The sequence below is a fragment of the Pseudomonas sp. LF-5 genome (genome assembly GCF_037626295.1).
Lineage (GTDB): Bacteria > Pseudomonadota > Gammaproteobacteria > Pseudomonadales > Pseudomonadaceae > Aquipseudomonas > Aquipseudomonas monsensis.
The window spans coordinates 191,230-213,150 of the sequence record NZ_JARKMT010000010.1; the positions used below are offsets into that span (position 1 = coordinate 191,230).

General features: G+C 60.9%; 19 protein-coding genes and 1 riboswitch. Of the genes, 11 read left to right on the forward strand and 8 right to left on the reverse strand.

Going from position 1 to position 21,921, the window contains the following annotated elements; translation table 11 throughout:
* Window positions 1–138: 138 nt before the first annotated feature.
* Window positions 139–2,136, reverse strand: coding sequence for a transketolase (tkt, locus tag PseuLF5_RS23445; RefSeq protein ID WP_123469471.1), 1,998 nt, complete (start codon window positions 2,134–2,136; stop codon window positions 139–141).
* Between the two features lie 258 nt (window positions 2,137–2,394).
* Between tkt and PseuLF5_RS23450 the strand changes: the two genes are divergently transcribed.
* The 4 genes from PseuLF5_RS23450 to PseuLF5_RS23465 all read left to right on the forward strand — a co-directional run bounded on the left by PseuLF5_RS23450 (window position 2,395) and on the right by PseuLF5_RS23465 (window position 6,980).
* The gene (locus PseuLF5_RS23450; protein ID WP_123469473.1) at window positions 2,395–3,390 is read left to right on the forward strand and encodes an ArsR/SmtB family transcription factor; all 996 of its coding nucleotides are present in this window, start codon (window positions 2,395–2,397) and stop codon (window positions 3,388–3,390) included.
* An 18-nt stretch (window positions 3,391–3,408) separates the two neighbouring features.
* Entirely contained in the window at window positions 3,409–4,599 is a 1,191-nt protein-coding gene (gene metK / locus PseuLF5_RS23455) for a methionine adenosyltransferase (protein ID WP_123469475.1), read from the forward strand.
* Between the two features lie 213 nt (window positions 4,600–4,812).
* Window positions 4,813–6,489 carry an NAD-dependent DNA ligase LigB gene (ligB, locus tag PseuLF5_RS23460; protein ID WP_222834137.1) on the forward strand — a complete coding sequence of 559 codons (1,677 nt, stop codon included), beginning with the start codon at window positions 4,813–4,815 and terminating at the stop codon, window positions 6,487–6,489.
* A gap of 95 nt (window positions 6,490–6,584) precedes the next feature.
* Window positions 6,585–6,980, forward strand: a complete 396-nt coding sequence (locus PseuLF5_RS23465; protein ID WP_123469479.1) for a DUF1090 domain-containing protein — start codon at window positions 6,585–6,587, stop codon at window positions 6,978–6,980.
* 72 nt (window positions 6,981–7,052) lie between these two features.
* Here PseuLF5_RS23465 and PseuLF5_RS23470 read toward each other — a convergent pair whose 3' ends face one another.
* Window positions 7,053–7,502, reverse strand: a complete 450-nt coding sequence (locus tag PseuLF5_RS23470; protein ID WP_128616115.1) for a c-type cytochrome — start codon at window positions 7,500–7,502, stop codon at window positions 7,053–7,055.
* Window positions 7,503–7,630: 128 nt separating this feature from the next.
* On the opposite strand from PseuLF5_RS23470, the gene mltA reads away from it, so the two are divergent.
* Complete coding sequence (gene mltA / locus PseuLF5_RS23475; RefSeq protein WP_128616114.1) at window positions 7,631–8,815, forward strand: murein transglycosylase A; 1,185 nt, start codon at window positions 7,631–7,633, stop codon at window positions 8,813–8,815.
* A gap of 139 nt (window positions 8,816–8,954) precedes the next feature.
* Here the strand turns inward: mltA and PseuLF5_RS23480 are convergent, their stop codons facing one another.
* Window positions 8,955–9,338: an MAPEG family protein gene (locus tag PseuLF5_RS23480; protein ID WP_123469486.1), complete on the reverse strand. Its 384-nt coding sequence runs from the start codon at window positions 9,336–9,338 to the stop codon at window positions 8,955–8,957.
* A 39-nt stretch (window positions 9,339–9,377) separates the two neighbouring features.
* On the reverse strand, window positions 9,378–10,211 hold the full coding sequence (locus PseuLF5_RS23485) for an EamA family transporter (protein WP_123469488.1): 834 nt from the start codon (window positions 10,209–10,211) through the stop codon (window positions 9,378–9,380).
* A gap of 212 nt (window positions 10,212–10,423) precedes the next feature.
* Between PseuLF5_RS23485 and PseuLF5_RS23490 the strand changes: the two genes are divergently transcribed.
* Window positions 10,424–11,593 carry an MFS transporter gene (locus PseuLF5_RS23490; protein WP_222834135.1) on the forward strand — a complete coding sequence of 390 codons (1,170 nt, stop codon included), beginning with the start codon at window positions 10,424–10,426 and terminating at the stop codon, window positions 11,591–11,593.
* A gap of 267 nt (window positions 11,594–11,860) precedes the next feature.
* Entirely contained in the window at window positions 11,861–13,126 is a 1,266-nt protein-coding gene (locus tag PseuLF5_RS23495) for a cation:proton antiporter (RefSeq protein WP_123469492.1), read from the forward strand.
* Here PseuLF5_RS23495 and PseuLF5_RS23500 read toward each other — a convergent pair whose 3' ends face one another.
* Both PseuLF5_RS23500 and PseuLF5_RS23505 read right to left on the reverse strand, forming a co-directional pair.
* Window positions 13,127–14,032 (reverse strand): formate/nitrite transporter family protein, encoded by a 906-nt coding sequence (locus tag PseuLF5_RS23500; RefSeq protein ID WP_222834134.1) that lies wholly within the window; start codon window positions 14,030–14,032, stop codon window positions 13,127–13,129. It lies immediately after the preceding gene.
* A gap of 176 nt (window positions 14,033–14,208) precedes the next feature.
* Window positions 14,209–14,616, reverse strand: coding sequence for an acyl-CoA thioesterase (locus PseuLF5_RS23505; protein WP_003229043.1), 408 nt, complete (start codon window positions 14,614–14,616; stop codon window positions 14,209–14,211).
* A 196-nt stretch (window positions 14,617–14,812) separates the two neighbouring features.
* A riboswitch (S-adenosyl-L-homocysteine riboswitch) is annotated at window positions 14,813–14,911 on the forward strand.
* Window positions 14,912–14,934: 23 nt separating this feature from the next.
* On the opposite strand from PseuLF5_RS23505, the gene ahcY reads away from it, so the two are divergent.
* The 4 genes from ahcY (at window position 14,935) to PseuLF5_RS23525 (ending at window position 20,460) form a co-directional block, all read left to right on the forward strand.
* Window positions 14,935–16,344, forward strand: a complete 1,410-nt coding sequence (gene ahcY / locus PseuLF5_RS23510; protein ID WP_007959684.1) for an adenosylhomocysteinase — start codon at window positions 14,935–14,937, stop codon at window positions 16,342–16,344.
* 191 nt (window positions 16,345–16,535) lie between these two features.
* Window positions 16,536–17,381, forward strand: coding sequence for a methylenetetrahydrofolate reductase [NAD(P)H] (gene metF / locus PseuLF5_RS23515; RefSeq protein ID WP_123469496.1), 846 nt, complete (start codon window positions 16,536–16,538; stop codon window positions 17,379–17,381).
* 169 nt (window positions 17,382–17,550) lie between these two features.
* A complete protein-coding gene (locus PseuLF5_RS23520) occupies window positions 17,551–18,363 on the forward strand; it encodes a substrate-binding periplasmic protein (protein ID WP_123469498.1) in 813 nt (270 codons plus the stop codon).
* Between the two features lie 222 nt (window positions 18,364–18,585).
* A complete protein-coding gene (locus PseuLF5_RS23525; protein ID WP_123469500.1) occupies window positions 18,586–20,460 on the forward strand; it encodes a DEAD/DEAH box helicase in 1,875 nt (624 codons plus the stop codon).
* A gap of 273 nt (window positions 20,461–20,733) precedes the next feature.
* Here PseuLF5_RS23525 and PseuLF5_RS23530 read toward each other — a convergent pair whose 3' ends face one another.
* Together PseuLF5_RS23530 and PseuLF5_RS23535 are read right to left on the reverse strand one after the other, a co-directional pair.
* The gene (locus PseuLF5_RS23530) at window positions 20,734–21,312 is read right to left on the reverse strand and encodes a YceI family protein (protein WP_083367682.1); all 579 of its coding nucleotides are present in this window, start codon (window positions 21,310–21,312) and stop codon (window positions 20,734–20,736) included.
* A 31-nt stretch (window positions 21,313–21,343) separates the two neighbouring features.
* Window positions 21,344–21,895: a cytochrome b gene (locus tag PseuLF5_RS23535; protein ID WP_123469503.1), complete on the reverse strand. Its 552-nt coding sequence runs from the start codon at window positions 21,893–21,895 to the stop codon at window positions 21,344–21,346.
* Window positions 21,896–21,921: the final 26 nt, after the last annotated feature.

Below are 21,921 nucleotides of genomic sequence, written 5' to 3' on the forward strand. Positions count from 1 at the left end.
GACACATCCCTTGTGGGAGCTGGCTTGCCAGCGATAGGGCCATTCGCTTCAACATAAATGCTGACTGAACGGACGCCATCGCTGGCAAGCCAGCTCCCACAGGGAGTTGCGGTGACCGTTAGATCACCGCGCTGTGACTTAGTCTTCCAGCAGCTCTTCAGCCTGACCCAGGATGTTTTCCAGGGTAAAACCGAACTCTTCGAACAGTGCCGAAGCCGGCGCCGACTCACCGTAGGTGGTCATGCCGATCACGCGACCTTCCAGGCCTACGTACTTGAACCAGAAGTCGGCGTGTGCCGCTTCGATCGCGATACGTGCGCTGACCTGCAACGGCAGCACCGATTGCTTGTAGCCAGCGTCCTGAGCATCGAACACGCTGGTGCACGGCATGGACACCACACGCACCTTGCGACCTTGCTCGGTCAGTTTGTCGAAGGCCTGAACGGCCAGACCGACTTCCGAACCCGTGGCGATCAGGATCAGCTCAGGCTCGCCTGCGCAGTCCTTCAGCACGTAGCCACCGCGGCTGATGTCGGCAATCTGGCCGGCATCACGTTCCTGGTGTTGCAGGTTCTGACGCGAGAAGATCAGCGCCGACGGGCCGTCCTTGCGCTCCAGAGCGTTTTTCCAGGCCACAGCCGATTCCACGGCATCGGCTGGACGCCAGGTGTCGAGGTTCGGCGTGGTGCGCAGGCTGGTCAGTTGCTCGATCGGCTGGTGCGTCGGGCCGTCTTCGCCCAGACCGATGGAGTCGTGGGTGTAGACATGGATCACGCGCTTCTTCATCAGCGCCGACATGCGCACCGCGTTGCGGGCGTATTCCATGAACATCAGGAAGGTCGCGCCGTAAGGCACCAGGCCGCCGTGCAGAGACACGCCGTTCATGATCGCGGTCATGCCGAACTCGCGCACGCCGTAGTACATGTAGTTACCGCTGGCATCTTCAGCGCTGACGCCTTTGCAACCTTTCCACAGGGTCAGGTTGGAACCGGCCAGGTCAGCCGAACCGCCAAGCATTTCCGGCAGCAGCGGGCCGAACGCGTTCAGGGTGTTCTGGCTGGCTTTACGGCTGGCGATGGTTTCGCCCTTGGCCGCGACTTCAGCGATGTACGCCGAGGCTTTTTCAGCGAAGTCAGCCGGCAGCTCACCGCTCAGACGACGGATCAGCTCGTTGGCTTCGGTCGGGAACGCAGCGGAGTAGGCCGCGAAACGCTGATCCCACTCGGCTTCGGCGGCGCGACCTTTTTCCTTGGCATCCCACTCGGCATAAATGTCGGCCGGGATTTCGAACGGGCCGTAGTTCCAGTTCAGCGCCTGACGGGTCAGGGCGATTTCCGCGTCACCCAGTGGGGCGCCGTGGCAGTCTTCTTTACCCTGCTTGTTCGGCGAACCGAAACCGATGGTGGTCTTGCAGCAGATCAGGGTCGGCAGCGGGCTCTTGCGCGCGGTTTCGATGGCGGTCTTGATCTCTTCCGGGTCGTGACCGTCAACATTGCGGATCACTTGCCAGTTGTAGGATTCAAAACGCTTCGGGGTGTCATCGGTGAACCAGCCTTCGACTTCGCCGTCGATGGAGATACCGTTGTCATCGTAGAAGGCGATCAGCTTGCCCAGACCCAGCGTACCGGCCAGGGAAGCGACTTCGTGGGAAATGCCTTCCATCATGCAGCCATCACCCAGGAACACGTAGGTGTGGTGGTCGACGATGTTGTGGCCAGGACGGTTGAACTGCGCGCCGAGGACTTTTTCTGCCAGGGCGAAACCGACAGCGTTGGCCAGACCCTGGCCCAGCGGGCCGGTGGTGGTTTCAACGCCCGGGGTGTAGCCGAATTCCGGGTGACCCGGGGTGCGGCTGTGCAATTGACGGAACTGCTTGAGGTCGTCGATCGACAGGTCGTAACCGGTCAGGTGCAGCAGCGAGTAGATCAACATCGAGCCGTGGCCGTTGGACAGCACGAAGCGGTCACGGTCGGCGAACGATGGATTGCTCGGGTTGTGCTTGAGGTAGTCGCGCCAAAGCACTTCGGCGATATCTGCCATACCCATAGGGGCACCGGGATGGCCGCTGTTGGCTTTTTGCACGGCATCCATGCTGAGGGCACGAATGGCGTTGGCACGCTCACGACGGCTAGGCATCGCTGATCTCCTGGGTGTGAATAGATTGAAACGGAAAAAAGGAGGGCATTTTCCCTCACCGGAGCGCCTCGGGGCAATGACAGATAGTCATCCGGAGGCGTTTTTCCCATGGTTAACGGCGGTTTCCGCTGGTGAAACCTTTCCGCTGTTCGTTTGTAGAGTTAACCAGCCGGTGAGAAGTGCCATCTATCGAGCAATATCAAAACTTTTTGATATTGCTCTTGCGAGGATTTAGCCCCGTCACTAGACTGCTGCCCCATGAACTTACGCGCGCCTTCCATTCGACATGACGATTGCGACGAGCTGGCGGCCTTGTGCAAGGCCGGTGGCGACCCGCTGCGCCTGAATGTATTGCGCGCGCTGGCCAACGACTCGTTCGGGGTCCTGGAGCTGGCGCAGATTTTCGGCATCGGTCAGTCCGGCATGAGCCACCACCTCAAGGTGCTGGCCCAGGCCGATCTGGTGGCGACACGCCGCGAAGGCAACGCGATTTTCTATCGCCGCGCCCTGCCCCACCCCGAATTGCTCGGCGGCAAGCTGCACGCGGCATTGTTAGAAGAAGTCGACAATCTGGCACTGCCGGATGACGTGCAGGCGCGCATCGCTCAGGTACACGGACAACGTGAGGCCGCCAGCCAGGATTTTTTCGCACGTGTGGCGGAGAAGTTTCGCGCCCAGCAAGACCTGATCGCAGGCCTGCCGCAATACCGTGACAGCGTGCTGGCCCTGCTCGACAAACTGAACTTCAATGGTGCTGCCACGGCCATTGAAGTCGGCCCCGGCGACGGTGCTTTCCTGCCGGAACTGGCCCGCCGCTTCGGCACCGTCACCGCGCTGGACAACAGCCCGGCGATGCTCGAACTGGCGCGTCAGGTATGTGAACGTGAACAACTGGCTAACGTCAGCCTGCAATTGGCCGATGCATTGAATGGCATCAGCCTTCAGGCCGATTGCGTCGTATTGAATATGGTGTTGCACCATTTCGCCGCGCCGGCCGAAGCGCTCAAGCACATGGCCGGCCTGCTGCAACCGGGCGGTAGCCTGCTCGTGACAGAGTTATGTAGCCACAACCAGAGTTGGGCCAGGGAGGCCTGCGGTGATCTGTGGTTGGGGTTTGAACAGGACGATTTGGCCCGTTGGGCCACCGCTGCGGGGCTCGTTCCCGGGGACAGCCTCTATGTAGGCTTACGTAATGGTTTCCAGATCCAGGTTCGCCACTTTCTGCGACCGGCTGGCGACACTCACCATCGGTAAATTCAGGAAAACATCGAGATGAGCGAATACTCCCTCTTCACCTCCGAGTCCGTGTCTGAAGGACATCCGGACAAAATCGCCGACCAGATTTCCGATGCGGTGCTGGACGCCATTATTGCCCAGGACAAACACGCACGCGTGGCTGTGGAAACGCTGGTCAAGACCGGCGTTGCCATCGTTGCCGGTGAAGTGACCACCAGCGCCTGGGTCGACCTGGAGCAGATCGTTCGCGACGTGATCTGCGACATCGGCTACACCAGCTCCGACGTCGGCTTCGACGGCGCGACCTGCGGCGTGATGAACATCATCGGCAAGCAGTCCCCTGACATCAACCAGGGTGTTGACCGTGCCAAGCCTGAAGATCAGGGCGCCGGCGACCAGGGCCTGATGTTCGGCTACGCCAGTAACGAAACCGACGTATTGATGCCTGCGCCGATCACCTTCTCGCACCAGTTGGTGCAGCGCCAGGCCGAAGCCCGTAAGTCGGGTCTGCTGCCTTGGCTGCGTCCGGACGCCAAGTCGCAAGTGACTTGCCGTTACGAAGGCGGCAAGGTGGTGGGTATCGACGCTGTTGTACTGTCGACCCAGCACAACCCGGAAGTCTCGTACAAAGACCTGCGCGAAGGCGTGATGGAGCTGATCGTCAAGCACGTGCTGCCTGCCGAACTGCTGAGCAAGGACACCCAGTTCCACATCAACCCGACCGGCCAGTTCATCATTGGCGGCCCGGTAGGTGACTGCGGTCTGACCGGTCGCAAGATCATCGTCGACAGCTACGGCGGCATGGCCCGTCACGGCGGCGGCGCGTTCTCCGGTAAAGATCCATCGAAGGTTGACCGTTCGGCGGCCTACGCTGGCCGTTACGTGGCCAAGAACATCGTCGCTGCCGGCCTGGCCGAGCGTTGCGAGATTCAGGTTTCCTACGCGATCGGCGTCGCCCAGCCGACTTCGATCTCGCTGAACACCTTCGGCACCGGCAAGATCAGCGATGACAAGATCATCAAACTGGTGCGTGAAGTGTTCGACCTGCGTCCATACGCAATCACCACCATGCTCGACCTGCTGCACCCGATGTACCAGGAAACTGCAGCCTACGGCCACTTCGGTCGTGCATCGCAGACCAAGACAGTTGGCGAAGACACCTTCACCACCTTCACCTGGGAAAAAACCGACCGCGCCGACGCTTTGCGTTCCGCTGCTGGTCTGTAAGACGCCCTGGCGGTACAAAAAAGCCCCGCACGGTTCGCGCCGTGCGGGGCTTTTTCATGCGTGCGCAATACCCTGTGGGAGCGAGCCTGCTCGCTAGATGCCCGAACAGACAACATGACTTTCCAACCGAAACACCCGGCAAAACACCCCGCCAACCCACGTCAAAATCCTCGCCTAGCCTTCAAGCATTCCCCCTGAGCAAGGACGCTCACCATGCTTGCGACGCTGCGCCTGTTTTCAGTTGTTCTGCTGAGTTTCATCCACCTGATCGCTTACGCCGCCTGCCCCGAATGGCCTGCCGCCACCGCGCAAAACGAAATCACCGCCCTGCAAAACCAGATCGACCAATGGGACGAAGCCTATCATCGCGAAGGCCGTTCGCTGCTTGCCGACGACCTCTATGATCAAGCCCGCTTGCGGCTCAACGAATGGCGACAGTGTTTCCAGCGGCCAGCGGCGCCGCAACCTTTGCGCAGCGCAACGGGGCCTATCGCGCATCCGGTTGCACACACAGGCCTGGATAAACTTCATGAGGCGGCGGCGGTTCAAGCCTGGCTGCAGGACCGCCGGGATGTCTGGGTACAACCCAAGGTCGATGGCGTCGCAGTGACGCTGATCTACCGTCGCGGTCTGTTGCAGCAGGCGATCAGTCGCGGTGACGGTAGCAGCGGCCAGGACTGGACGGCGTCAGCGCAAAAGATCCACGCCATTCCTCAACAACTGACGCAGCCCCTCGATCTGCTGGTCCAGGGCGAACTCTACTGGCGTCTGACTCGACATGTGCAGGCCCGCGCCGGCAGCGTCAACGCCCGCGCCACGGTTGCCGGACTGATGAGCCGGAAAACCCTGAGCGTCGAGCAGGCGGCCGGGATCGGTCTGTTCGTCTGGGATTGGCCACAGGGGCCGGCGAGTCTGCCCGAAAGAATAGCGACGTTGGCGACACTGGGTTTCGCCACGACAGCGCCATTCAGTCAGGCCATCGCCAACCTTGAAGACGCACAAAAGTGGCGTGAGCACTGGTATCGGTCACCACTGCCATTCGCCAGCGACGGCATTGTGCTGCGTCAAAGCCAGCGCCCACCGGCCGAGCGCTGGCAGGCGAGCGCGCCCTACTGGGCGGTGGCCTGGAAATACCCGTTTGCCCAGGCGCTGGCCGAGGTGCGCAAAGTGAATTTCAAAATCGGTCGCACCGGCCGCATCACACCCGTGCTGGAGCTGACGCCGATCATGCTCGATGATCGGGAGATAAAACGCGTGAGCGCCAGTTCGCTCAAGCGCTGGCAGACTTTGGATATCCGTCCCGGTGACCAAGTGGCAATCAGCCTGGCCGGGCTGACGATTCCACGGCTCGACAGCGTAGTACTGCGCACGACCGAGCGGGCCGACATTGACGTCCCCGACGCCAGTGATTTCCACGCCTTGAGTTGCTGGCAACCGACACCCGGTTGCGAAAGCCAGTTTCTCGCTCGCCTGACCTGGCTCAGTGGCAAGCAAGGTCTGGCGATGCAACATGTCGGCCGTGGCACCTGGGAGAAACTTCTCGAAACAGGCCACCTGAACAACCTGCTGGATTGGTTGACCCTCGACGCACCAGAGCTTGCTAACATTGCCGGCTTCGGCGAGCGCAGCAGCGAACGCCTGATTCACAGTTTTCACAGTGCCCGCCAACGGCCCTTCGGCCAGTGGCTGAAAGCGCTGGGGTTACCGCCGACCGGCCAGGCACAACTGCCTGACTCATGGCAGGCGCTGGCCCGACGCGACACCGAACAATGGCAGGCTGAAGCCGGTATCGGCCCGGGACGCGCAGCGCAATTGAGCGCATTCTTTCGCGACCCGCAGGTACTGGCCTTGAGCGAAACCCTACAGGCCGCCGGCATCGACGGTTTCTGACTACGCGATCCCGGCACGCCGGGAACCCAACGGCCCCGAGGCGCTCCAACAGCGCAGTGCCCAACCGACCGATTGCCTTTGCACATGGAGCTTTTATGAAATTTCTCGCACCGCTCGCCATGCTGACCCTTTGCGGCATCATGGCCGCCCCCGTGATGGCCGACGAAGACGCCCCGGGCCTGACCGGTTGCGCTGCCAAGAAGCAGGGCATCATGAACCAGATTGAGCAGGCCAAATCCCGCGGCAATGCCGATCAACAGGCCGGCCTGGAAACAGCCCTGCGCGAAGTGACTGAACACTGCACCGACGCTGGCTTGAAGAAAGAACGCGAAAACAAGGTACTCGAAGCCAAACACGAAGTGAGCCAGCGTCAGGCTGACCTCGACAAAGCCATGAAGAAAGGCGATCCGGAGAAGATCAACAAGCGCAAGGACAAGCTCGCCGAGTCGCGCAAGGAACTGCAGGATGCGCTGGACCAAATCGACAAGTAACCGATGCCCCTGTGGCGAGGGAGCAAGCGCCCTCGCCACAGGGGCTTAGTTGTCTCAGCCCCCCTCATGCAATCAATGATCGCGAAATTCCTTATGGCAAGCGCTGCAGGCATCTTCAACTTTCTGCACCGCAGGCCCGAGGTTGCTGGCCTTGTACGGCTGAACCTGGCTGGCGATCACCAATTCACCGGTGGCCGCCTCAAGGTTGCGAGCCAGTTCCTGAAAACGGGCCTGACGCGACCAGACTTCGTCCTTGGCGCTGGTGTGATCGGCTTCGCGCACCTGCGGGAAATGCTTCCACGGCTCATGGGACAGCGCATCGAGTTTCACCGCACCGTCGGCGAACTTCGGCCCGTCGAACGCAATGCGCCCACGCAACATGCCACCGAGCTCTTCGCCGGTCTTGAGCATCTGCTTGAAGATCGCCTTGCGCTGGCCCAACGGGGAATTCGGATCGACACCGCCACAGGCGGACAGGGTCAGGCAGGCCAGCAATACAACAGCAATTCGTTTAAGAGTCATGGCGGCTTCAGGTCACGGAATTCGGCGGCCAGTATCCTCGCCTCCCCGACAAACACCAATAGCCCTATTAAAAATACGGGTTGTTCGAGCGCATGGAGCACTCGGGCGACCGGCACAGGAATCACTCCATGAACAGCCGTTTCAAGGCCTGGCGTCACCCACTGATCGCAACCCTGCCGCTGCTGGCAATCCTTGCCGGCTGTACAGGCGGCGACAATGCCAAACCGAAAACCCACGCCTTGGCCACCTATTCCAGCGCCACCTGGGAATCCCTGCCGGCGGTGTCCGACAGCGATCTGGTCGCCGGTTTCGGCTCATGGCGCAGCGCCTGCACCCGACTCAAAGCTGATCCGGTCTGGGGTGGCACGTGCGCCGCGGCAACCAACGTGCCGCAGAGCGCCAACGAGATTCGCGCGTTCCTCAAGCAGAACCTCGATGTGTTCGGTCTGCGCGCCGAGCATGACAACCCCAACGGCCTGATCACCGGTTACTACGAACCGGTCTACCCTGGCAGCCTGACGCCCACCGACGTGGCCAACGTGCCGGTGTATGGCGTGCCGGAAGACATGATCATCGTCTCGCTGGAGAGCATTTATCCGGAGCTCAAGGGCAAACGCCTGCGTGGCCGTCTCGAAGGTCGAGTGCTCAAGCCTTACGACGACGCGGCGACCATCGAATCCAAAGGCGTCAAAGCGCCGGTGGTGGCCTACCTGACCGATCCGATGAACCTGCAGTTTTTGCAGATCCAGGGTTCAGGGCGGATTCAGACACCGGATGGCAAGCAACTGCGCATCGCCTACGCCGACCAGAACGGCCACCCGTACCGGCCCATCGGCCGCTGGCTGGTGGAACAGGGCGAGTTGAAGAAAGAAGACGTGACCATGGGCGCGATCAGCAACTGGGCCAAGGCCAACCCGTCGCGCATTCCGGAACTGCTGGGCAGCAACCCGAGCTACGTGTTCTTCACCCGCAACCCGGACAGCAACGAAGGCCCGCGTGGCTCGCTGAATGTGCCGCTGACCGCCGGTTACAGCGCCGCCGTCGATCGCAAGGTGATTCCGCTGGGTAGCCTGTTATGGCTGTCGACCACGAAACCGGATGGCACCGCACTGGTTCGCCCGGTTGCGGCGCAGGACACTGGCGGCGCGATCGCCGGCGAGGTGCGTGCGGATCTGTTCTGGGGCACGGGCGATGCAGCCGGGCAACTGGCCGGAGACATGAAACAGCAGGGGCAGATCTGGATGCTCTGGCCCAAGGGAGCGGCGCTGCCGCAAGTGCCGCAGGTGGCGGATGCCCCCAAGGACAAATCCTGAGAGGTTTGTTGCCTGATCAATCGCCATCGCGGGCAAGCCCGCTCCCACAGTAATTGATGGTGACCACATATTTTGTGTACACCAAAAAACCTTGTGGGAGCGGGCTTGCCCGCGATGAGGCCAGCAGCAACACCAATAATCAAACAGACACAAAGAAGAACGCGGCAATCAGCCCCATCCCGACAAACCACACCAGCGACCGCAGAATTGCCCAGTCCGCCAGGTAGCAGATGATGTACAGCAGGCGACTGGTGATAAACATCACCGCCAGCACATTCACCGTCACCAACTGCGCCGTGCCCACCAGATGCGCGACGATCACCGCGGCGGCAAACGCCGGCATCACTTCAAAACTGTTGAGTTGCGCGGCATGCGCCCGTCGTGCCACGCCGCCCACGCTTTCGAGAAAATCCCGAGGATCATGGTTGTCACTCAGCCGGAAACCGCCCGCGGCCTTGGCCACAATCGTGCACACATAGGGCAGAAAAATCGCGATCAACACACACCACAGAGCCACCGTCATAACGCCGTCCTTTTTTCGAGTTATAGAATTCGCGAGCGGTCAGAACTTCATGACCAGCATGCCGATCAGCACCAGCCCACAGGCTAAGAGCCGTGGCCGGCCGAAAGGTTCTTTCAAGTAGCGCATGCCGAACAGCACCACCAGAATCACGCTGATCTCGCGCAATGCCGCCGCTTCCGCAATCGAGCCCAACTGCATCGCCCACAGCACCAGAGCGTAGCTGAACAACACGCAGAACCCGACGGCCAGCCCCAGCTTCCATTGCTCACGCCAGAACTGCATGAACGCCGGGCGCTTGGCGACCCACGCCAGCAGTGGAAATGGCCAGGCGCTGAGCAGCGTGACCCAGACCAGGTAATCGAGCGGGTGCGACCAGCGCCGCAACGCCTGGCCATCTATGTAGGTGTAGCAACCGATGCACAAGCCGATCAGCGCCACCACCGGCAGCATCGACCACGGCAAGTGTTTCCCGCCGCCGCCCTGCCAGAGCAGGCAAACCATGCCAAACGGAATCAACATGATCCCGAAGATCTGCTGCGTGGTGAGCACCTCACCGGCGAAGATCAGGGTCAGCGCCAACACCACCAATGGCGACAGTCCGCGCATCAGCGGATAGACCAAGCCGAGATCGCCGACCCGGTAGGCCTGAATCAACAAATAGCGATAGAGCAGTTCAAACGCCGCCGACGCAAGAATCCACGGCCAGATTTCAACCGGCGGCAAGCTCACGAACGGCAACGCAATGGCGACGACCAGCAGCGCCACAGTGTCCATGCACGCCACCACCAGCAGCCGCTCGGCGCTGAATTTGATCAGGGTATTCCACGCCGCATGCAACAGCGCCGCCACCAACACCAGAGCTGTCGCCAGCACGTCCCACTCCTTATTGTTGTTATCCAGCCAATTAGTCAGATTATTGATTCGCGATGTGTCAGCAGCTGTTTATACTGCAAGCGACCACGCCGCACTCAGTTGCGCACAGAAAAATACCAATAATTCCCGCCGGCACCGCACTCCTTCGAGATCGGTCGACGGCCTGCGTATGCCTGATCAAAGCGTCAAGACTACCGACAGAGACCTTGCGCATGCCACTCGCCTTGCTTGCACTCGCTGTTGCCGCATTCGGCATCGGCACGACTGAATTCGTGATCATGGGTCTGTTGCCCGATGTCGCCCGCGACCTTGCCGTAAGCATCCCTCACGCCGGACTGTTGATTACCGGGTACGCCCTGGGTGTGGTGTTCGGCGCACCGATCCTCGCCATCGGTACCGCCAACATGCCGCGCAAGGCGACGTTGCTGGGCATGACGCTGATGTTCATCCTCGGCAACGTGCTCTGCGCACTCGCGCCGAACTACGCGACGCTGATGGCAGCGCGGGTGGTCACCGCGTTGTGTCACGGTGCGTTTTTCGGCATTGGCTCGGTGGTGGCCGCCGGACTGGTCGCACCGAACAAACGCGCGCAGGCCATTGCGATGATGTTCACCGGCCTGACCCTGGCCAATGTGCTCGGCGTGCCCTTGGGCACCGCGCTCGGCCAATACGCCGGTTGGCGCTCGACCTTCTGGGCGGTGTCGGTGATCGGCGTGATCGCCGCTCTCGCGCAATGGCTGTGGCTGCCGAAACACATCGCGATGGACAAGGCCAACCTCGCCAGCGAGTTCAAGGTGCTGGGCAAGGTCAACGTGTTGCTGGCACTGGGTATGAGCGTGCTGGCATCGACCAGCCTGTTCAGTGTGTTCACGTACATTGCACCGATCCTGCAGGACATCACCGGCGTCAGCCCCCACGGCGTGACGGTGATGCTGCTGTTGTTCGGCGTCGGCCTGACCGGTGGCAGCATGCTCGGTGGCCGCCTGGCCGATAGCCGTCTGTTGCCGTCGCTGGTGGGTGTGGCGCTGGCGGTGGTGGTGATTCTGGCGGCGTTCAGCCAGACCAGCCGTTCGGTGATTCCGGCGGCGATCACGCTGGTGCTGTGGGGCATTTTCGCCTTTGCGCTGTGCCCGATCCTGCAACTGCTGATCATCGACCAGGCCCATGAGGCGCCGAACCTCGGCTCGACCTTGAACCAGAGCGCGTTCAATCTTGGTAACGCGACGGGCGCGTGGATCGGCGGGTTGGTCGTTGCCAGTGGCGCAGATCTGGCGGACTTGCCGTGGACCGGCGCGCTGGTCGGCGTGCTGACAGTGCTGACGGCGCTGTTTTTCATCTATCTGCAACGTCGCGGCGCGGCTGCGGTCAATGTGTCCGGCTAGCCCTCACCCTAACCCTCTCCCAGAGGGAGAGGGGACTGAACGGGGGATGCTTCAGAAGTACGCCGACCTGAACGCGCATTGCCGAATCTACAATCGATCCGGTTATTCAGGTCGATACATCCCGCAAGACAATAAGGTCGGCTCCCTCTCCCTCCGGGAGAGGGCTGGGGTGAGGGAAGCTTGTGCCCTCAGTCGCTCTCGGCCCATCAAACTCCAGCGCCCAAGCACCGGGCGCGTTCCACTCACCCTTCATCCAAAGGACCCCGGATGCTTGAACTTGTCGCCGCTTTTATCTGCCTCACCACCCTGCTCACCTTCGTCAATTACCGCTTCATCGGCCTGCCCCCCACCATCGGTGTGATGGTCACCGCGCTGATGTTCTCCCTGCTGCTGCAAGGCCTGAGCGTGCTCGGCTACCCCGGTCTTGAAGAGCGCGTGCAGCAACTGATCGGCCAGATCGACTTCGGCGATCTGCTGATGAACTGGATGCTCTCGTTCCTGCTGTTCGCCGGCGCCCTGCACGTCAACCTGAATGACCTGCGCAGCTACCGCTGGCCCATCGGCCTGCTGGCGACCTTCGGTGTGTTGATCGCCACCGGCGTGATCGGCAGCCTCGCCTATTACATTTTTGCCCTGTTCGGCTGGCACGTGAGCTTCCTGTACTGCCTGCTGTTCGGCGCGCTGATTTCGCCGACCGACCCAATCGCGGTGCTCGGCGTACTGCGTACGGCCAATGCCTCCAAGCCGCTGAAAACCACGATCGTCGGTGAATCGCTGTTCAACGACGGTACGGCGGTGGTGGTGTTTACCGTGTTGCTGGGCATCGCCCAACTGGGCGAGACGCCGACCATCAGCGCCACCGCGATGCTGTTCGTTCACGAAGCCATTGGCGGCGTGCTGTTCGGCGGGCTGATCGGTTATGGGGTGTACCGGATGATCAAGAGCGTCCAGCAGCATCAGATCACAGTGATGCTGACCCTCGCGCTGGTGATCGGCGGTTCGGCGATGGCTACCGAACTGCACGTCTCGGCGCCGATTGCGATGGTGGTGGCCGGTCTGATCATCGGTAACCTGGGACGCAACCTGGCGATGAACGACATGACCCGCAAGTACCTCGACGGCTTCTGGGAGCTGCTCGATGACATGCTCAACGCCCTGCTGTTCGCCCTGATCGGCATGGAACTGTTGCTGCTGCCATTCAATTGGGCGCACATTGCGGCGGCGAGTTTGCTGGCGCTGGCGATTCTGCTGTCGCGCCTGCTCACCGTGGCCCCGGCGATCGTCCTGCTGCGCCGCTGGCGCACGGTGCCGCGCGGCACCATCCGCATCCTGACCTGGGGCGGTTTGCGCGGCGGCGTTTCGGTGGCACTGGCGCTGGCCCTGCCGCTGGGCCCGGAGCGCGATCTGCTGCTGAGCATCACCTACATCGTGGTGCTGTCGTCGATCCTGTTGCAGGGGCTGACCATCGGCAAACTGGTCAAACACGCCACCCGTGACGAGCCGGCCACAGCGGCCGAGCCCGCCCACCATTGATCATTTCCTGATCCGCTGCGGGTCAGGCTTTTCGGCCTGATCCGCAGACTGTTGCGCTTTGTGCGTTTCCTTGGGAGTACCGGTCTCGCTGCGGATCTGCGCATGGCTGATCAGCGCGAAGATGAAACTGCCGCCAATGATGTTCCCCGCCAGCGTCGGCCCGGCGAACACCATCCAGAAATCACTCCACGGCAATTCACCGGCAAATACCAGATACGAGACTTCCGCCGAGCCGACCACGATGTGGGTGAAGTCGCCCAGCGCCATCAGGTAGGTGATGAGGATGATGATCCACATCTTGGCGCTCTCCATGGACGGGATCATCCAGACCATCGTGGCGATCATCCAGCCGGAGACAATGCCCTTGGCGAACATCTGGCTGGCGTGGTTTTCCATGACCTTGCGGCCGATTTCGAGAAAGGCGTGATCGGTTTTGCCATCGAAGATCGGCAGCTCGAGCATCACGTACGCCACCAGAATCGTGCCGCACAAATTGCCGAACAGCACCACCCCCCACAAGCGGATCAACCGGCCGAAATTCGCCAGGGTCGGTTTGGACATCACCGGCAGGACGGCAGTCAGGGTATTTTCAGTGAACAGTTGCTGGCGGGCGAGGATCACCGCGAGGAAACCCGCGCAGTAGCCGAAACTGGCGATGACCTTGAATTCCTCGCCCTCGGGCAGGCGCGAATTGAGCAGGCCCATGCCCATCAGCGACAGGCCCATGGTCAACCCGGCGGCGAGCGCCGACCACCACAGCGCGGCAATGCTGCGCTCCAGTTCCTGGTCGCCTTGGGTGCGGATGATTTCATGCAGAACCGCCGCGCGGGGCGGCTGGCTTTTCTCGACTTCATGTTTTTCATCGGTCGAGAGGTCGGGGGTCTTGCCGTCTGTCGGGGTGCTCATGGCGTGATAACCAGTGGGGGGGCTTTTAGCTACGACCCCCGCCGTTCACAGCTGTTCAGTAGTCAGATAAATCTTCGGTGACGCTGAAACCACTATCGCGAGCAGGCTCACGCCTACAGGTACGACTCAGTCACTGACAAAGGAGTGAGCCTGTTCGCGATGAAGCCAACTAGAGGTTACTTAGTGACCAATTCATCTTCCTTGAACTGGTCTTTGACGTACTTGATCTCGGTCCGCCCGTGCGGTGCCGGCAAGCCGTCTTCGCCCAGATTCACGAAAACCATCTTCTCGACCGTGAGAATGCTCTTGCGGGTGATCTTGTTACGCACTTCGCAGGTCAGGGTGATTGAGGTCCGACCGAACTCGGTGGCGGTAATGCCCAGTTCGATGATGTCGCCCTGGCGCGAGGCGCTGACGAAGTTGATTTCGGAAATGTACTTGGTCACCACGCGCTGATTGCCCAACTGGACGATGGCGTAGATCGCCGCTTCTTCGTCGATCCAGCGCAGCAGGCTGCCGCCGAACAGAGTGCCGTTGGGGTTCAGGTCTTCGGGTTTTACCCATTTGCGGGTGTGGAAATTCATGTTCACTCCTGAGCGGTTGCCGAAAGATGGCGTCATCTTGGCAGACCGAGCGGTCATGCTCCATGAGCCTTCGACTATGGTCGCCATTAGCGATCTTCATCTGGCCGACAGAAACCCTTTGGAAGATCAGTCTAGACGGCTATAATCGCCCCCGTTTCAAAACGGTAACGTTCACTTGCTACCGTTTTCCCGCCACCTGTCCGAGGGGCGCTGCAGCAGGTTCAACCTGTCAGGCTCGGATGGGGCGTTGACTGGCCACGGCCGGACACTAAACGCACAACGGCGCCCATTCGCATACATTACGAATGGAGGCTCTTCATGAGCGCTGTTATCACGCCTGCAGATTTTAACGATTACAAAGTTGCCGACATGTCCCTGGCTGCCTGGGGCCGTCGCGAAACCATCATCGCCGAGTCGGAAATGCCGGCCCTGATGGGTCTGCGCCGCAAGTACGCGTCCGAGCAGCCGCTCAAGGGCGCAAAAATCCTCGGCTGCATCCACATGACCATTCAGACTGCCGTGCTGATCGAAACCCTGGTTGCCCTGGGTGCCGAAGTACGCTGGTCGTCCTGCAACATCTTCTCGACTCAGGATCAGGCTGCTGCGTCCATCGCCGCTGCCGGCATCCCGGTGTTCGCCTGGAAAGGCGAAACTGAAGAAGAGTACGAGTGGTGCCTGGAGCAAACCATCCTGAAAGATGGCCAGCCATGGGACGCCAACATGATCCTCGACGACGGCGGCGACCTGACTCAGCTGCTGCACGACAAGTACCCACAGGTGCTGGACCGCGTTCACGGCGTGACCGAAGAAACCACCACCGGCGTTCACCGCCTGCTGGACATGCTGGCCAAGGGCGAGCTGAAGATCCCGGCCATCAACGTCAACGACTCGGTGACCAAGTCCAAGAACGACAACAAGTACGGCTGCCGTCACAGCCTGAACGATGCGATCAAGCGCGGCACCGACCACCTGCTGTCCGGCAAGCAAGCGCTGGTCATCGGCTACGGTGACGTGGGCAAGGGTTCCGCTCAGTCCCTGCGTCAGGAAGGCATGATCGTCAAGGTTTCCGAAGTTGACCCGATCTGCGCCATGCAAGCGTGCATGGACGGTTTCGAGCTGGTTTCGCCGTTCATCGACGGCATCAACGACGGCACCGAAGCGAGCATCGACAAAGCGCTGCTGGGCAAGATCGACCTGATCGTGACCACCACCGGTAACGTCAACGTTTGCGACGCCAACATGCTCAAAGCCCTGAAGAAGCGCGCTGTTGTCTGCAACATCGGTCACTTCGACAACGAAATCGACACCGCTTTCATGCGCAAGAACTGGGCATGGGAAGAAGTGAAGCCACAGGTACACAAGATCCACCGTACCGGCCCGGGCGCTTTCGACGCGCAGAACGACGACTACCTGATCCTGCTGGCCGAAGGCCGTCTGGTGAACCTGGGCAACGCCACCGGTCACCCAAGCCGCATCATGGACGGTTCGTTCGCCAACCAGGTACTGGCCCAGATCTTCCTGTTCGGCCAGAAGTACGCCGACCTGTCGCCTGCCCAGAAAGCCGAGCGCCTGACCGTTGAAGTACTGCCGAAGAAACTCGACGAAGAAGTGGCCCTGGAAATGGTTCGCGGTTTCGGCGGCGTGGTCACTCAACTGACCAAGCAACAGGCTGACTACATCGGCGTGACCGTCGAAGGCCCGTTCAAGCCGCACGCTTACCGCTACTAAGTTAAGAGCAGCTGCGAGCCGCAAGCTTCGAGCGGCAAGTAAGGTCAAAAGCCGGACTTGCCGTGCGAAGCCTGAGGCTCTGCCCCCAATTAAAAACAGTGTCAGGCCGCAAGCTTCAGGCACGAGAGACCAGCGCACCTCCGCTGCTCTTGCAGCTTGAATCTTGCAGCTTGTAGCTGGAGGTTCCCTCCATGTCCCAAGACCGTCGCTACAGCTTCGAGTTCTTCCCGACCAAAACCGATGCCGGGCAAGAAAAACTGCTCGCCACTGCTCGTCAGCTGGCCACGTACAACCCTGACTTCTTTTCCTGCACCTATGGCGCTGGCGGTTCGACCCGTGATCGCACCCTCAACACCGTTCTGCAACTGGAAAACGAAGTCAAAGTACCGGCCGCACCGCACCTGTCGTGCGTCGGCGACAGCAAGGACGACCTGCGCGGCCTGCTGAACGAGTACAAGGCAGCCGGCATCAAGCGCATTGTCGCCCTGCGCGGCGACCTGCCATCCGGCATGGGCATGACCAGCGGTGAGCTGCGTCACGCCAATGAGCTGGTTGAATTCATTCGTGAAGAAACCGGTGATCATTTCCACATCGAAGTCGCCGCTTACCCGGAGATGCATCCGCAAGCGCGCAACTACGAAGACGATCTCGCCAACTTCGTGCGCAAGGCTCGCGCCGGCGCCGACAGCGCGATCACCCAATACTTCTTCAACGCCGACAGCTACTTCTACTTCGTCGACCGTTTGCAGGCGCTGGGCGTGGATATTCCGGTGGTGCCGGGGATCATGCCGATCACCAACTACAGCAAGCTGGCGCGTTTCTCCGACGCCTGCGGTGCGGAAATCCCGCGCTGGATCCGCAAGCAACTGGAAGCCTACGGCGATGACGCACAAAGCATTCAACGCTTTGGCGAACAGGTCGTCAGCGAGATGTGCGAACGCCTGCTGCAGGGCGGCGCACCGGGTCTGCACTTCTATTCCATGAACCAGGCGGAACCAAGCCTGGCGATCTGGAATAACCTGAAATTGCCGCGTTGAGGCAGCTGCAAGCTTCAAGCTGAAAGCGACAAGCAAGATCAAGAGATCGCAGCCTTCGGCAGCTCCTACAGGGGTGTCGCAGCTGCGATCTTTTGCTTTTAAAGCCCCGAAACAGAGCTTCTGCTGCCACTTTCTGGCTCTTTCGCGTTTCTCGTCGTAATCTCAAGCCATGCCTTTGATCGCGCAATTATTCGCCGTGCTGGTTTTTGCTTGCCTGAGCTTTGCCGCTCGGGGCGAGAAGCTGCGTATCGTCACCGAGCCGTGGGCGCCTTATGTCTACGAAGACGGCGGCAAGAAACTCGGGCTGGACTACGAAACCACCGCCATCGTGTTCAAGCGCCTGGGCATCGAGGTCGAGTGGCAGTTCCTGCCGTGGAAGCGCTGCCTGTCGATGCTGGAAACCGGTCAGGCCGACGGTGCACTCGACATTTTTCACAGTGTCGAACGCGAAGCCACCCTGCTCTATCCGAGCGAACCACTGTCCGACGTCGAATTCGTAATGTTCTACGCCAACGACCGGCCGCACCCGTTCAGCAGACTCGAAGAACTCAAAGGCCTGACCGTCGGCACCTCGCCCGGCTATCTGTACAGCCCGGATTTCAGTGAATCAACGCTGTTTACCCGCGAACCGGCACCGACCCATGAAGCCAACTTCGGCAAACTGGTGCGCGGGCGCATCGACCTGTTGATCACCGATCGCCGCGTCGGCCAGCATTTGCTCGATGCATTGAATATTCGCGATCAGATCACTGAAAACCCCACCGTCATTAGCCGCCAGAGCCAATTTCTCGCGGTTCGGCGCAATGCTGGTATGGATTTGCTGGTGCAGCGTTTTGGCGCTGAGCTCAAGCGATTCAAGCGCGAACCGGCCTATGCCGAGCTGAGCGCCCGTTATGGCGCGGCTCCCGTTATCGGGGCGCCGCTGGGCAATGCCTCGGCCAGCAGCAAAACCGTTGAGCAGCAGGAAAGCAGCGCGCAGTGATTGCTCTGTTATACTCCGGCGTTCCCGCCAGGCTCACGCCCGGACGCCCGGAACCGTAACAGGCCTCTCGACCCGCTACAGCGCAGCTCTCCAGCCCGCGCGAGCGCTCCAGACGTGCCTTCGGAACCGCAGCAGGACCGGACGGGATTGCGTCCTCTTAAACGTGATTCGCGCCAGGCAAGACTCCCATTGGGCCAAGCCCTAACTAAAACAGGATTACTCATGTCCTTTGCTTCCCTCGGTCTCTCCGAGGCTTTAGTCCGCGCCATCGAAGATGCGGGCTATACCGAGCCTACTCCGGTGCAACAGCGGGCCATTCCCGCCGTGTTGCAAGGTCGCGACCTGATGGTTGCGGCACAGACAGGTACCGGTAAAACCGGCGGTTTCGCCCTTCCGATCCTGGAGCGGTTGTTCCCTAACGGTCACCCGGACAAATCCCAGCGTCATGGCCCGCGCCAGCCACGCGTTCTGGTCCTGACGCCGACCCGCGAACTCGCGGCCCAGGTTCACGAGAGCTTCAAGATCTACGCCCGTGACCTGAAATTCGTCAGCGCCTGCATCTTCGGCGGCGTCGGCATGAACCCGCAGGTTCAGGCCATGTCCCGTGGTGTCGACGTGCTCGTCGCCTGCCCGGGTCGCCTGCTCGACCTCGCCGGCCAGGGCAGCGTCGATCTGTCCCACGTCGAAATCCTCGTCCTCGACGAAGCCGACCGCATGCTCGACATGGGTTTCGTGCACGACGTGAAGAAGGTCCTCGCACGTCTGCCGGCCAAGCGTCAGAACCTGCTGTTCTCGGCGACTTTCTCCAAAGACATTACCGATCTTGCCGGCAAGCTGCTGCACAACCCGGAACGCATCGAAGTGACGCCGCCGAACACCACGGTCGAGCGCATCGAACAACGGGTCTTCCGTCTGCCGGCCAGCCACAAGCGTGCGCTGCTCGCGCACCTGATCACTGCCGGCGCCTGGGAACAGGTGCTGGTGTTCACCCGCACCAAGCACGGCGCCAACCGTCTGGCCGAGTACCTGGACAAGCACGGCCTGCCAGCCGTCGCGATCCACGGCAACAAGAGCCAGAATGCCCGCACCAAAGCCCTGGCCGACTTCAAGGCCGGCGAAGTGCGCATTCTGGTCGCCACTGACATCGCTGCCCGCGGCCTGGACATCGACCAGTTGCCACACGTGGTCAACTTCGAACTGCCGAACGTCGATGAAGACTACGTGCACCGTATCGGCCGTACTGGCCGCGCCGGTCGTTCGGGCGAGGCGATCTCGCTGGTGGCCCCGGACGAAGAAAAACTGCTGAAAAGCATCGAACGCATGACCAAGCAGAAAATCGCCGATGGCGACCTGATGGGCTTCGATGCCAGCACCATCGAGGCCGAGAAGCCTGAAGTGCGCGAGCGTCCGGACATGCGCAACCCGCGCAATTCCCGTGGCCCGCGTGGCGACGGTCCGAATGGCGGCGGCGGTGGCGGCGGTCGCAAGGACAAAGGCAAGGACAAGGGTAAGGAAAAACCCGCCGGTGAACGCGGCGAGCGCCCTGCCCGTCAGCAGAAGCCACGTGAAGGCACTCCGGCCCGCGAACAGCGTCAACCGTCGCAGCCGCCACGCGCCGCCGCTGATCGTGCACCGGACGAGTTCCTCGACGACGATATTGATAACTTCGGTAACCGCGTTGATTACGTGCCCAAAGCCGCCCCGGCCGGTGGCCGTGGTCGCCGGCCAGGCGCTCCGGCACAAGGTGCTGGCGCTGGCGCCCCTCGTGGCGGTCAGCCGCAGGGTCGCCAGAACGGTCCGCGCAACAGCAACGGTTCGAGCACCGGCACCCCGCCGGCCAAACGCAACGGCCCGCGCAATGGCGCACCACGTGATGGTCAGTCGGGTCGTCGTGACGAGTCCTCGTCGCGCAACCGTCGTCCAGCCCGTGACGATCAGCCACGTACCGAACCCGCCGTGCAGAACCCTCGCAGCAACGGTCCGAAGATCATGCACAAGGAATCGAAAGCCGACCGCTTCCCGACGCCTGAGCAGCTCGATCAACTGCCAAGCCGCCCACGTGGCGAGAAACCAGCCCTGCTGACCCGCAATCGCTGATTTCACGCTGCAATGAAAAATGCCCCGACTCGCAAGAGCCGGGGCATTTTTTATGCAACCGGCAAACTTCACTGTGGAATTGAACCTGTGGCGAGGGGATTTATCCCCGATCGGCTGCGAAGCAGTCGCAAAACCATTCAACGCGGTATGTCTGATCCCCTCAGTTGAAGGGTTTGGGGCCGCTGCCCGCCCCGCAGGGATTTGTGTTGTGGCAGGCCATAAAAAACGCCCCCGGCCTTTCAACCGGGGGCGTTTTTGTGTGGCGGACGAAAGTTACTTAACTTTCACGCCTTCCAGCGAGATGTCCAGATCTGCGGTTTGCGAGGTAGGACCTGGGCCCTTGATCCCGAAATCGTTCAGGTTGAGGGTGGTCTTGGCATTGAAGCCTGCACGCTCGCCGCCCCATGGATCCTTGCCTTCGCCGTTGAACGTGGCCTTGAAGGTCACAGGCTTGGTCACGCCGTGCAGAGTCAGGTCACCGGTCACGTCAGCAGTCTTGTCGCCGGTCGATTTAACGGCGGTGGAGACGAACTTGGCGTCAGCGAATTTGCCCACGTCCAGGAAGTCTTTGCTGGCGATGTGCTTGTCACGCTCGGCGTGGTTCGACCACAGGCTGGCGGTTTTCACGTCGACGGAGATTTTGCTGGCTTCAGGCTTGGCCGAATCCCACGAGAACGTGCCGTCGAAGTCTTTGAAAGTACCGTGGATGAAGCTGTAACCCAGGTGGCTGATTTTCCAGTCAACGAAGGCGTGCTGGCCTTCCTTGTCGATTTTGTAGTCCGCAGCCATGGCCTGACCAGCCGAGAGCAGTGCAGAACCGATTGCCAGAGCGGCCAGAGTCTTTTTCAACATGCTTTCTTTTCCTTTGAGTCGAGGTTGAATTTCAGGCTTTGCGACCGAGCATTCGCGTCAGGGTCGCATCACGATCAATAAAGTGGTGCTTCAATGCTGCCAACGCATGGAGGCCGGAAAAAATTACCAGCGTCCACGCCAGCCAGAGATGAATCACCCCAGCGGTATCTGCCTGATCCGGTAGCCCGGAAACCAGTGCAGGAACTTCAAACAGGCCAAACACCGGGATCCCGACACCGTCTGCGGTGGAAATCAGGTAACCGGCAAGCATCACAGCGAACAGCGCCAGATAGAGAAACCCGTGGCCGAACTTTGCACCGATACGGGTCATGCGACTGTAGCTTTGCAGCGTCGGCGGCGGTGGGCTGATAAAGCGCCACAGCACCCGCAACACCATCACACCCAGCAGCACCAGTCCGATGCTCTTGTGCAGATCCGGCGCCTCTTTGCGCCAACTGCTGTAGTAATCCAGCCCGACCATCCACAGACCCAGCGCGAACAGTCCGAAGACCACCAGCGCCACGCCCCAGTGCATGAAGATGCTGACCCAACCATAGCGCGAAGAAGAGTTACGTAGCTGCATTGCCCAAATCCTGTGAGAACTGCGAA

What these genes read in the sequence shown, in the direction of transcription:
- tkt (WP_123469471.1), bottom strand. Translation starts at nt 2,136, where the DNA reads ATGCCTAGCCGTCGTGAGCGTGCCAACGCCATTCGTGCCCTCAGCATG.
- PseuLF5_RS23450 (WP_123469473.1), top strand. Translation starts at nt 2,395, where the DNA reads ATGAACTTACGCGCGCCTTCCATTCGACATGACGATTGCGACGAGCTG.
- metK (WP_123469475.1), top strand. Translation starts at nt 3,409, where the DNA reads ATGAGCGAATACTCCCTCTTCACCTCCGAGTCCGTGTCTGAAGGACAT.
- ligB (WP_222834137.1), top strand. Translation starts at nt 4,813, where the DNA reads ATGCTTGCGACGCTGCGCCTGTTTTCAGTTGTTCTGCTGAGTTTCATC.
- PseuLF5_RS23465 (WP_123469479.1), top strand. Translation starts at nt 6,585, where the DNA reads ATGAAATTTCTCGCACCGCTCGCCATGCTGACCCTTTGCGGCATCATG.
- PseuLF5_RS23470 (WP_128616115.1), bottom strand. Translation starts at nt 7,502, where the DNA reads ATGACTCTTAAACGAATTGCTGTTGTATTGCTGGCCTGCCTGACCCTG.
- mltA (WP_128616114.1), top strand. Translation starts at nt 7,631, where the DNA reads ATGAACAGCCGTTTCAAGGCCTGGCGTCACCCACTGATCGCAACCCTG.
- PseuLF5_RS23480 (WP_123469486.1), bottom strand. Translation starts at nt 9,338, where the DNA reads ATGACGGTGGCTCTGTGGTGTGTGTTGATCGCGATTTTTCTGCCCTAT.
- PseuLF5_RS23490 (WP_222834135.1), top strand. Translation starts at nt 10,424, where the DNA reads ATGCCACTCGCCTTGCTTGCACTCGCTGTTGCCGCATTCGGCATCGGC.
- PseuLF5_RS23495 (WP_123469492.1), top strand. Translation starts at nt 11,861, where the DNA reads ATGCTTGAACTTGTCGCCGCTTTTATCTGCCTCACCACCCTGCTCACC.
- PseuLF5_RS23500 (WP_222834134.1), bottom strand. Translation starts at nt 14,032, where the DNA reads ATGAGCACCCCGACAGACGGCAAGACCCCCGACCTCTCGACCGATGAA.
- PseuLF5_RS23505 (WP_003229043.1), bottom strand. Translation starts at nt 14,616, where the DNA reads ATGAATTTCCACACCCGCAAATGGGTAAAACCCGAAGACCTGAACCCC.
- ahcY (WP_007959684.1), top strand. Translation starts at nt 14,935, where the DNA reads ATGAGCGCTGTTATCACGCCTGCAGATTTTAACGATTACAAAGTTGCC.
- metF (WP_123469496.1), top strand. Translation starts at nt 16,536, where the DNA reads ATGTCCCAAGACCGTCGCTACAGCTTCGAGTTCTTCCCGACCAAAACC.
- PseuLF5_RS23520 (WP_123469498.1), top strand. Translation starts at nt 17,551, where the DNA reads ATGCCTTTGATCGCGCAATTATTCGCCGTGCTGGTTTTTGCTTGCCTG.
- PseuLF5_RS23525 (WP_123469500.1), top strand. Translation starts at nt 18,586, where the DNA reads ATGTCCTTTGCTTCCCTCGGTCTCTCCGAGGCTTTAGTCCGCGCCATC.
- PseuLF5_RS23530 (WP_083367682.1), bottom strand. Translation starts at nt 21,312, where the DNA reads ATGTTGAAAAAGACTCTGGCCGCTCTGGCAATCGGTTCTGCACTGCTC.
- PseuLF5_RS23535 (WP_123469503.1), bottom strand. Translation starts at nt 21,895, where the DNA reads ATGCAGCTACGTAACTCTTCTTCGCGCTATGGTTGGGTCAGCATCTTC.